Source organism: Pseudomonas plecoglossicida NBRC 103162 = DSM 15088 (assembly GCF_000730665.1).
GTDB lineage: Bacteria > Pseudomonadota > Gammaproteobacteria > Pseudomonadales > Pseudomonadaceae > Aquipseudomonas > Aquipseudomonas plecoglossicida.
In genome coordinates this window covers 1-12,146 of record NZ_BBIV01000071.1, presented here as the reverse complement: position 1 = coordinate 12,146, position 12,146 = coordinate 1, and the positions used below count along the sequence as shown (strand labels likewise).

Sequence of the window (12,146 nt, the reverse complement as noted above, 5' to 3'; positions counted from 1 at the left end):
GTACCTGCCATTGGTCAGCGGTGCCAGCGTGGTGCTGGTGGACCGTGACACGGCGCGCGACCCGGAGCGCCTGTGGGCGCAGATCGAACAGCAGCAGGTCACCGCGATCCAGGCCACGCCCTCGACCTGGCGCATGCTGGCCGACCATCCACGCCTGCCGGCGCTGGCCGGGCGCCAGCTGCTGTGTGGCGGTGAAGCGCTGCCGACGGACCTCGCCGAGCGCCTGATCGCCGTGGCCGGTGGCCTGTGGAACCTCTATGGCCCGACCGAAACCTCGGTGTGGTCGGCCCGCTGCCACCTGCAAGGCCAGCAGCCGGTGATGCTGGGCGAAGCCCTGGCCCACACGGCGTTGCATGTGCTGGATGACGGCCTCGAGCCGCTGCCGTTGGGCGTGGCGGGCGAGCTGTACATCGGCGGAGAAGGCCTGGCCCGTGGTTACCACGAGCGCCCAGGCCTGACCGCCGAGCGATTCGTGGCCGACCCGTTCGGCAGCGGTCAGCGCCTGTACCGTACCGGCGACCTGGTGCGCCGCCGCGCCGATGGTGCACTGGAATACCTGGGTCGCATCGACCAGCAGGTGAAGATCCGCGGTTTCCGTATCGAACTGGGGGAAATCGAAGCCTGCCTGCTGGCCGCGCCGGGTGTGCGCGAAGCCGCCGTGGTGGCGCGCCACGGGCAGCTGGTGGGCTATGTGGTGGCCGACGACGAGGCGCTGCTGGCGCCCCTGCGCGAGCGCCTGCAGGCGCAGCTGCCGGACTACATGGTGCCGGCGTGGTTGATGCGCCTGGAGCGCATGCCGCTGACGCCGAACCGCAAGCTCGACCGCAAGGCACTGCCTGAGCCGCAGCTGCAAGTACGCGTACGCGAGCACGTAGCGCCGCAGGGCGATGTGGAATGCACCCTGGCCGCGATCTGGCAACAGGTGCTGAACCTGCCGCAGGTAGGTGCCGAGGACAACTTCTTCGAGCTGGGCGGTGACTCCATCGTCTCGGTGCAAGTGGTTGCCCGCGCCCGTGAAGCGGGCCTGGCACTGACCCCGCGTGATCTCTTCGAGCAGCAGACCATCCGCCGCCTGGCCAAGGTGGCCGGGCAACTGACTGCCGCCGGTACGGCCGTGGCCAGCAAGGGTCTGGAGCAGCTGTGCGCCGCCGACCAGGCGCGGTTGCCGATGGCCCGCGAAGGCCTGGAAGACGCCTACCCCTTGTCGCCGATGCAGCAGGGCATGCTGTTCCATGGCCTGAGCGGCGCCGGTGAGGGTGTGTACATCAACCAGCTGGCCTTCGACCTGGACGATGTCGAGCCGCAGCAACTGCGCGCGGCCTGGCAGCAACTGATCGAGCGCCACCCCATCCTGCGCAGCGGTTTCGCCTGGGAAGGCCTGACGCAGCCGCTGCAACTGGTCTATCGCCAGGTGCCCCAGCTGTGGGTAGAGCATGACTGGATCGGGCACGATTGCAGCCCGGAGGCACTGGAAGCCTTCGCCAGCCAGCAGCGAGCCCTGCCATTCGACTTGGCCGAGCCGGCCCTGCAACGGGTGGCGCTGCTGCGCCTGGCCAACGGTCGCCATCGCCTGGTGTGGACCTACCACCACCTGTTGCTGGACGGCTGGAGCAGCGCGCGGATGATCGAGCAATGGCTGGGTCACTACGTGGGCGAAACCCCGCAAGCCCCGGCTGGCCGCTATGGCGACTACATCGCCTGGCTGCAGCGTCAGGACCCGCAACGCGGCGAAACCTTCTGGAAAGCCCGCACCGCGCAGCTCGACGCACCGACCCTGCTGGCCGGCAACGCATCGGTACCTGCGGGCAGCACCGGCTACCACAGCCTGGACGTGCAGCTGGACGCGGCGCTGACCGAGGCCCTGACAAGCTTTGCCCGCAACCAGCGCGTCACCCTCAACACCCTGGTCCAGGCCGCCTGGCTGCTGTTGCTGCAACGCCATAGCGGCCAACGCGTAGTCTGCTGCGGCGCCACCCTGTCGGGGCGCCCGGCGGAACTGGCCGGCAGCGGCGAGATGCTGGGGCTGTTCATCAATACCCTGCCGCTGATCGCAGAGCCGGTGGCGCACAACGCGCTGGGCAACTGGCTGCAGAGCTTGCAGAACGAAACCTTGGCATTGCAGGAGCTCGCCCATGTGCCGCTCTACGATGTGCAACGCTGGGCCGGCACTGCCGGACAGTCGCTGTTCGACACCTTGCTGGTGTTCGAGAACTACCCGGTGGATGCGGCCCTGCGCAGCCAGGCCATGCAGCGCCTGGGCATCACTGGCGTCAGCCAGCGCGAGTCCACTCACTACCCGCTGACCCTGACCGTCAACCCGGGTGAGCGCCTGCACCTGAACCTGGCGGCTCGCGCCGAAGCGTTCAGCGACGCCACGCTGACGCAATTGGCCGAGCACCTGGGCGAGCTGCTGCGCAGTATCCCGGGGGATCCGCAGCGGCGCCTGGGCGAATTGGCCATGTTGTCGGCTCAGGCCCGCAGCCATGCCCTGACCCGTGCCGCGCAACAGCCGGTGCTGGGCGCCGGGCTGAGTCTGCCAGCACTGTTCGCTGACCAGGTGCGCCGTACCGGCGCGCAGTGTGCGGTGAGCGATGGGCTGGCAAGCCTTGACTATGCCAGCCTGGATCAGGCCTCTACGCGCCTGGCCCGGCACCTGCTGGCCCACGGCGTGAGTGCCGACAGCCTGGTGGCGGTGTGCCTGGAGCGTGATGTGCAGCTGCTGGTGACCCTGCTTGCCGTGCTCAAGGCTGGCGCTGCCTACGTGCCACTGGACCCGGAGTTCCCGGCCCAGCGCCTGCGCCACATGCTTGACGACAGCGGCGCACAGCTGCTGCTCACCCACAGCGCATTGCTGCCCCAACTGCCAGAGGCGGCCGCCGGCCAGCAACGCTGGTGCCTCGATCAGCTGGCACTGGCTGCCGACGAATCGACGGCATTGCCGACGATTGACCCGCAGCAACTCGCCTACGTGATCTACACCTCCGGCTCCACCGGTCTGCCCAAGGGTGTGGCGGTGCGCCACGGCGCGCTGGCCAACTTCCTGCTGAGCATGGCCGAGGCGCCGGGGCTGGCCAGCGGCGAAAAGATGCTGGCGCTGACCTCACTGTCGTTCGACATCGCCGCGCTGGAGCTGTACTTGCCGCTGCTGCAAGGCGCCAGCGTGGTCATGGCTGACCGCACCCTGGCGCGCGACGCCGGCCGGCTGCTGGACTTCATCAAAGCCCAGGGCGTGGGCTGCGTGCAGGCGACGCCGTCGAACTGGCGCATGCTCGCCGAACACCCGCGCTTCGCCAGCCTGCAAGGGCTGCGCGCCCTGTGCGGCGGCGAGGCGCTGGCAGGTGACCTGGCTGCGCGGCTGCAAGGCGTGGTGGGGGAGTTGTGGAACCTCTACGGCCCCACCGAGACCACCATCTGGTCGGCGCGCATGCGTCTGGGGCAGCAGTCAGCGCAGGTGTTGCTCGGCGAAGCCATTGCCGGCACTTCGCTGCATGTGTTGGACGACAGCCTGGAACCGGCCGCCGACGGCGTGGCCGGTGAACTGTACATCGGCGGTGCGGGCCTGGCCCGTGGCTACCACCGCCGCCCGGGGTTGACCGCCGAACGCTTCGTCGCCGACCCGTTCGGTGCACCAGGCGAGCGTCTGTACCGCACCGGTGACCTGGTGCGCTGGCGCGGCACTGCGCTGGAGTACATCGGGCGCATCGACCAGCAGGTAAAGATCCGCGGCCACCGTATCGAGCTGGGCGAGATCGAGGCCTGCCTGCGCCGCTGCGCCGGTGTGCGCGAGGCGGCGGTGGTGGCGCGCCCGGGCCCGGCCGGCACGGTGCTGGTGGGCTACGCAGAGGCGGACGATGCGCCGCAGCTGGCGGCGCAGCTCAAGCAGGCGCTGCAGGCGGCGCTGCCGGACTACATGGTGCCGTCCCAGGTACTGGTGCTGGCGCAGATGCCGCTGACCCCCAACGGCAAGCTCGACCGCAAGGCCCTGCCGGCCCCCGACTGGCAAGCCCGCCAGCACGTGGAACCGGCCACCGCGCTGGAACACCAGTTGGCGGCGATCTGGTGCGAAGTACTGGGGCTGGAGCGGGTGGGCAGCACCGACGACTTCTTCGAACTGGGCGGCCACTCGCTGCTGCTCACCCGCTTGGTGTCGAGGGTGCGCGAGGTGCTGGGCGTGGACCTGGCGATGCACGAGTTCTTCGATCACCCCAGCGTCGGCGCCCTTGCCGCACGGCTGGAGAGCGCGCCGCCGGCCGCTGACGATTTGCTGGAAGTGGATTTCATGAACGATTTGCTGGAAGAACTGGAGCAGGCTGAATGAGTAGTGTCCTCGAACCCAAGGTAGCGGCGCAGGACCGTGAGTTGCTGGCCATCGGCGCACGCCTGGCGCAACTGCCGCAGGACAAGCAGCAACTGTTCCTGGCCAGGCTGGTGGCCGCCGGCGTCAACGTGCGCCGGCTGCCGGTGCCGAGCCTGCCCCGCGACGGCGCTCTGGCGCTGTCGGCGGCGCAGAGCCGGCAGTGGTTCATCTGGAAGCTCGATCCCCAGGCAGCGACCTACAACCTGCATCGCGCCGTGCAACTGAACGGGCCTGTGGACCCCGAGGCGGTGGCCGCCTCGCTGCGCGACATCGTCGCCCGTCACGAGAACCTGCGCAGTCGTTTCCACGAGGTGGAAGGCCAGCCGCAATTGCTGATCGAACCCGAGGCCGAGCTGGACCTGGCCTATGAAGATCTGACCGCGCTGCCGGCGCCCGAGCGCGAGGCCCGTGCCGAGCAACTGGGCATGGCCTGCGCCGTCACCCCCTACGACCTGGCGGCGGGCCCCTTGCTGCGGGTGACCTTGCTGCGCCTGGGCGCCGAGCAATACCGCTTGCTGCTGGGCGTGCACCATATCGTCGCCGATGGCTGGTCGATGAACCTGCTGGTGGATGAGTTCACCCGCGGCTACAACGCCCATCGCCGTGGCACTGGCAGCGAGCTGCCGGTGCTGACTGCGCAATACGCCGATTGCGCCGCCTGGCAGCGCAAGCTGCTGGCGGCCGGGGAGGGCGAGCGCCAACTGGAATACTGGCTGCAACGCCTGGGCGGCGAGGCGCCGACCCTGGAACTGCCAGCCGATCAGCAACGCCCGGCGCGCCCCAGCGGGCAGGGCGCGGTGCTCTGCTTCGACATACCCGAGGCTTTGGCCGGGGCGCTGCGCAAGGTCGCCCAGGCCCATGGCGCGACACTGTTCATGCTGTTGCTGGCGGCGTTCAAGGTGCAGCTGTACCGCTACACCGGGCAGTCCGACCTGCGCGTCGGCGTGCCGGTGGCCGGGCGTGGCAACGGCGAAAGCCAACGCCTGATCGGCTTCTTCGTCAACACCTTGGTGATGCGTACCGAACTCGATGGCCGCGACAGCTTCGACAGCGTGCTGGCCCGGGTGCGCCACGGCGCGCTGGCCGACCAGGCCCACCAGGACCTGCCGTTCGAACAGCTGGTCGAGGCCCTGGCGCCGCACCGCAGCCTGAGCCACAACCCGCTGTTCCAGGTGATCTACAACCACCAGTGGCACGACACCGATGCCCTGCAGGCCCTCGATGGCGTGGCCATGGAGTCGCTGGCACCGCTGATGCGCGCGGTGGATTGCGACCTGGCCCTGGACACCGCCGAGGATTCCGCCGGCCGCCTGCGTTGCGAGATCAGCTACGCCACCGACCTGTTCAGCGCCGCCAGCATCGAGCGCTGGCGCCGGCATTTCGAGGCCTTGCTGGCGCAGATCGCCGAGCAACCCCAAGCCCGGGTGTGCGACTTCGAACTGCACGAACCGGCGGCCTGGGCGCAGTTGCAGGCGTGGAACGCCCTGCCCGAAGGCACGCCCCATGAGCCGCTGGTACATGAGCTGATCGCCGGTTGGGCCCAGCGCACACCCGATGCACCGGCGGTGCGCTGTGGCGAGCAGGTGCTGAGCTTCGCCGAGCTGGATCGCCGTGCCAACCAGCTGGCCCAGCAGCTGTGCGCCGAGGGCGTCGGCCCGGAGCTGCGTGTGGGCGTGGGCCTGCCGCGCTCGCCACAGCTGTTGGTGGCGCTGCTGGCGGTGTTCAAGACCGGCGCAGCCTACGTGCCCCTGGACCTTGACTACCCCCAGGAGCGCCTGGCCTACCAGATTCGCGACGCGGGCCTGGCCTGGCTGATCAGTGACAGCCGCGATCCGCGCCGAGCAGCATTGCCCGAAGGCGTACAGCGGCTCGACCTCGACCTGCTCGACCTGGACGCGCTGCCGGCCGAAGCACCGGCCGTGGCGCCGCACCCGGGCAACCTGGCCTATCTGATCTACACCTCCGGCTCCACCGGCCTGCCCAAGGGCGTGGCCGTGGCCCATGGCCCGCTGGCCATGCACTGCCGCACCATCGGCGCGCGCTACGAAATGACCCCCGCCGACCGCGAGCTGCACTTCATGTCGTTCGCCTTCGACGGTGCCCACGAACGCTGGCTGACCGCCCTGACCCATGGCGCCAGCCTGGTGCTGCGCGACGACAGCTTGTGGACCCCGGAACAGACCTACCAGGCCATGGGCCGCTGCGGTGTGACAGTGGCGGCGTTCCCGCCGGCCTACCTGCAACAGATTGCCGAGCACGCCGAAGGCCGCGACGATGTGCCGGCGGTGCGCGTGTACTGCTTCGGTGGCGACGCCGTGCCCCATGCCAGCTTCGAGCAGGTGCGCCAGGTGCTGCGCCCGGCCTGGATCATCAACGGCTATGGCCCCACCGAAACCGTGGTCACGCCGATGATCTGGAAGGCCGGCCCCGCCGACCACTGCCAGGCCGGTTACGCGCCCATCGGCGACCGCGTCGGCGCTCGTAGCGTGTGGGTGCTCGATGGCGACCTGAACCCGGTGCCCACCGGCGTGTGCGGCGAGCTCTACCTGGGGGGCGAAGGCCTGGCCCGGGGCTACTTCCAGCGCCCGGGGCTGACCGCCGAGCGCTTCATCGCCGACCCGTTCGGCACCCCGGGCGGGCGGCTGTATCGCACCGGCGACCTGGTGTGCCAGCGTGCCGACGGCATCATCGACTACCTCGGCCGCGTCGACCACCAGATCAAGGTGCGTGGTTTTCGCATCGAGCCGGGCGAGATCGAGGCGCGCCTGCGCGCCGATGCCCGGGTACGCGAGGCGCTGGTGGTGGCCCGCGAGTCGGTGGGCGGCAAGCAACTGGTGGCCTACGTGGCCGCCGACGACCCGCAGCTGGGCAGCGAACTGCGCCAGCTGCTGCGCGAGCAACTGCCCGACTACATGGTGCCCGCGCGGGTGATGGTTTTGGCCCAGCTGCCACGCAACGCCAACGGCAAGCTGGACCGCAACCAACTGCCAGAGCCGGTGTGGCAGCGCGACAACGACGGCTACCAGGCCCCCGAGGGCGAGCACGAACAACTGCTGGCCCAGGTCTGGGGCGAGGTCCTGGGGTTGCAGCAGGTCGGTGCGCTGGACCACTTCTTCGAGCTGGGTGGCCATTCGTTGTTGGCGGTGCAGGTGGTGGCGCGCGTGAAGAAGCGCCTGGGCATCGACATGCCGGTGCGCCAGCTGTTCGATACCCCGTGCTTGCGTGACCTGGCGCTGGCCATGCTGGCGGCGCGCACCCAGGACCGTGCTCCGGCGTTGCAGGCCGTGGCCCACGAAGGCGGTGCGGCGCTGTCGTTCAACCAGCAGCGGCTGTGGTTCCTCTGGCAATTGGCCCCGGATAGCGCGGCCTACAACATCAGCGGCGGCCTGCGCCTGCGTGGCCCGCTTGCGCTGCCCGCAGTGCGTGCGGCGTTCGAGCAGCTGCAGGCTCGGCACGCGGCATTGCGCACGGTGTTCATCGACGATGGCGAGCAAGTGCGCCAGCAGGTGCTGGAGAACCCGGCACTGGCGCTGAGCGAGGTGAACCTCGAGCAGTTGCCTACCGATGCCTGCGAAGCGCGCCTGATGGATTTTCTGGCCGAAGAGGGCGCCGCGCCCTTCGACCTGGCCTGCGGCCCGCTCATGCGCATTCATGTGCTGCGTCTGGGCAGCGAGGAGCATGTGCTGGTGCTGACCCTGCACCACATCATCGCCGACGGCGCTTCGGTCAAGCTGCTGCTGGACGAGTTCGCCGCCTGCTACCAGGCCGCCCTTGAGGGGCGAGATGCGGCGCTTGCGGCGCTGACCGTGCGGTACACCGATTTTGCGGTCTGGCAGCGTCAGTGGCTGGCCAGCGGCGAATGCGAGCGTCAGCTGGCCCACTGGCGCGCCCATCTGGGCCACGAGCACCCGCTGCTGGAGTTGCCGCTGGACCACCCGCGCCCGGCGCAGCAGAGCCTGCGCGGCGACAGTGTCGGATTTGCCGTGGCACCGGCCCTGGCGCAACAGCTGCAGCAATTGGCGCAGGCACGCGGCAGTTCGCTTTCGATGCTGCTGCTGGCTGCCTTCGGCACCTTGCTGATGCGCTACAGCGGCCAGTGCGACCTGCGCATCGGCCTGCCCATTGGCGGGCGCCAGCAGCAGGAGACCGAGAACCTGGTGGGCTTCTTCGTCAACACCCAGGTGCTGCGCCTGCAGGTGGACGGCGAGGGCTCGTTCAATCAGTTGCTGGCCCAGGCCCGCGACCATGTGCTCGACGCCCAGGCCAATCAGGACCTGCCTTTCGAGCAACTGGTGGAAGCCCTGCAGCCGCAGCGCAGCCTCAGCCACAACCCGCTGTTCCAGGTACTGTTCAACCACGACCGCAGTATCGGGCTGGACAGCCTGGCGCTCCCTGGCGTTGCCGTCGAGCCACTGCCCAGCGCCCGGCGCAGCACCCAGTTCGACCTGGTCCTCGACACCCGCGAACACGCCGACGGTCAGCTGTCGGGTAGCTTCGGCTATGCCACCGACCTGTTCGAGCAGGCCACCATCGAGCGCCTGGTCGGGCACTTCCAGCGCTTGCTGGCAGCCATCGCCCAGGCCCCGGACGAGGCCCTGGAGCGCCTCGCGCTGCTGGCCGAAGGCGAGCGCGAGCAGTTGCTGCACGGCTGGAACGCCACTGCCCGCGACTACGCCGACCGGCCGATGCTGCCCGAGCTGATCCGTCAGCAGGCCGAGCGCACCCCATTGGCCTGCGCCTTGGTGGATGGCGAACGCCACTTCAGCTACGCCGAGCTGGAAGCCCGCAGCAACCGCCTGGCCCACTGGCTGCGCAGCCAGGGAGTGGGCTGCGATGTGCGGGTCGGGGTGTTCGCCGAGCGTTCGGCGGAACTGGCCATCGCTCTGCTGGCCATCGTCAAGGCCGGCGGCGCCTACTTGCCGCTGGACCCGGACTACCCGGCCGAGCGTCTGGCCTTCATGCTCGAAGACAGCCAGGTGCCGCTGTTGCTGACCCAGCACGCGCTGTTGCCCCGCCTGCCGGCCAGCGAGTCGAGGGTGTGGTGCCTGGACCGCGACTGGGCGCAGGTCGAAGCCCAGCCTGATCACGCACCGGTCACCGACTTCCCGCCGCTCAGCCTGGCCTACTGCATCTACACCTCAGGTTCCACCGGCCGCCCGAAGGGCGTGGGCAACCATCACGCCGGCCTGCTCAACCGCCTGCAATGGATGCAGGACGCCTACGCGCTGGGCGGCGACGACCGTGTGCTGCAGAAAACCCCGTTCAGCTTCGACGTGTCGGTGTGGGAATTCTTCTGGCCCTGGTTCACCGGCGCCACCCTGGTGATGGCTGCCCCCGGCGCCCACCGCGACCCGGCTCAACTGCGCCAGGTGATCGTCGAGCAGGGCATCACCACGTTGCACTTCGTGCCGTCGATGTTGCAGGCGTTCATCGCTGCCGGCGAGCTGGCGGCCTGCACCAGCCTGCGCCAGGTGATGTGCAGCGGCGAAGCGTTGCCCCATGAGTTGCAGCAGCAATTCCAGCAGCACCATGGCGGCGCGCTGCACAACCTGTACGGGCCTACTGAAGCGGCCATCGATGTCAGCTACTGGCATTGCCTGGATGAGCCGGGCCGGCACAGCGTGCCGATCGGTCGACCGATCGCCAATACCCAGCTGATGATTCTGGACGCCCAGTTGCAGCCGGTGCCGGTTGGGGTGGCGGGCGAACTGTACATCGCCGGACACAACCTGGCCCGCGGCTACCTGCAGCGCGCCGGGCTGACCGCCGAACGCTTCGTCGCCAACCCGTTCGGCGCGCCGGGTGAGCGCATGTACCGCACGGGTGACCTGGCGCGCTGGCGTGCCGACGGGGTGATCGATTACGTCGGTCGCATCGACCATCAGGTCAAGCTGCGCGGCCTGCGCATCGAACTGGGCGAGATCGAGGCGCGTCTGCTGGAGCAGCCGGGGGTGCGCGAGGCAGTCGTGCTGGCCTGGCAGCAGGCCGGTGGTGCGCAGTTGGTGGCCTATCTCACCAGCGATGCGCCGCAGGCAGAGCCACAGGGCCTGCTGGATGCGGTGCGCGAAGGCGTGCGCGAGCACCTGCCGGACTATATGGTGCCGGCGCTGCTGGTGCACCTGGAGGCGATGCCGTTGAGCCCCAACGGCAAGCTGGACCGCAAGGCATTGCCGGCCCCGCAATGGCAGGCGCGCCAGTACAGTGCCCCACAGGGCGAACGCGAAACGGCCCTGGCGGGCATCTGGCAGGCCCTGCTCGGCGTGGAGCGGGTGGGCCGTGACGACGACTTCTTCGAGATCGGCGGGCACTCGCTGCTGGCCGTGCGCGTGGTATCGAAGGTACGTGAAGTGTTCGGCGTGGAACTGGCCCTGCGTGCCGTGTTCGACACCCCGACGGTGGCCGGCCTGGCCCAGGTCCTGGCGCGCAGCCGCGGTCAGGTGGCCGGTGGCCCGCAACGCCGTGAGCGCCCGGCACGTCCGGCACTGTCGTTTGCCCAACAGCGCATGTGGTTCCTCTGGCAACTGGACCCGCAGAGCGATGCCTACAACATGCCGGTGGCCCTGGAGCTGGACGGCGAACTGGACCGCACGGCCCTGGAGCGCGCCTTCAACGGCTTGCTGGCGCGCCATGAAGCCTTGCGTACCTGCTTCCCAAGTGAGGGCGGCGAGGTGTGTCAGCACGTATTGCCAGCGGGCGACTTCGAGCTGCCGTACAGCGACCTGCGCGGCGCTGCCGACCCGGCCGGCCAGGCCCTGGCATTGCGCGCAGCCCAGGCCCAGGCACCGTTCGACCTGGTGCAGGGCCCGGTGCTGCGTGGCCACTTGCTGCGCCTGGACCGCCAGCGCCACCACTTGCTGCTGACCCTGCACCACATGGTCGGCGATGGCTGGTCGATGGACATTCTGGTGCGCGAACTGGGCCAGCTCTACGCTGCCGAATGCAGCGGCCAACCGGCCAACTTGGCAGCGTTGCCGATCCAGTATCTCGACTACGCCTTGTGGCAACGCGACTGGCTGGCGGGCGGCGAAGGCAAACGCCAGCTGGAGTACTGGCACGCGCAGTTGGGGGATGCCCCACGCATCCTCGAACTGCCCGCCGACCACCCACGCCCGGCACAGCAGAGCTACCGCGGCGCCAGCGTCAGCCTGGCACTGGCGGCCAGCCTTGCCTCCCGCGTGCTGCAGCAGGCCCAGGCGCAGAATGTGACGCCGTTCATGTTGCTGCTGGCGGCCTTCAATGTGCTGCTGCAGCGTCACTCCCGCCAGGACGACCTGTGCGTCGGTGTGCCGGTGGCCAACCGCACGCGCGCCGAGTGCGAAGGGTTGATCGGCCTGTTCGTTAATACCCAGGTGCTGCGCACCCGCATCGACACGTCGCAGCCGTTCAGCACGTTGCTGCAACAGGTACGCAATACCGTACTGGCGGCCCAGGCCCATCAGGATCTGCCCTTCGAGCAACTGGTCGAGGCGCTGCAACCGGAGCGAAGCCTCAGCCACAACCCACTGTTCCAGGTGCTGTTCAGCCTGCAACGCCACGACGTGGCACTGCGCGACCAGCTGGCCGGGCTGCGCATGAGCAGCCTGGACCAGGAACGACGCACCGCCCAGGTGGACCTGGGGCTGTTCGTCGACCAGCAGGGGGAGGGGGCGTTCACCTTCACCTTCAACTATGCGAGTGATTTGTTCGAGCGGGCCAGCGTTGAACGCCTGGCCGGACACTTCATGCACCTGCTGGAAGCTTTGCTGGAGCAGCCGGGCTTGCCGCTCGCGCAGGTGTCTTCGCTGACCGG

2 protein-coding genes are annotated in these 12,146 nt (G+C 69.2%); both read left to right on the top strand.

What is annotated here, in order from left to right:
• A partial coding sequence (locus tag PPL01S_RS23720; RefSeq protein WP_156056271.1) for a non-ribosomal peptide synthetase occupies window positions 1–4,318 on the top strand: 4,318 nt, incomplete at its 5' end.
• Window positions 4,315–12,146: non-ribosomal peptide synthetase (locus tag PPL01S_RS23715; RefSeq protein WP_042156833.1), on the top strand; the 7,832-nt coding region annotated here is incomplete at its 3' end. The genes PPL01S_RS23720 and PPL01S_RS23715, both read left to right, overlap by 4 nt.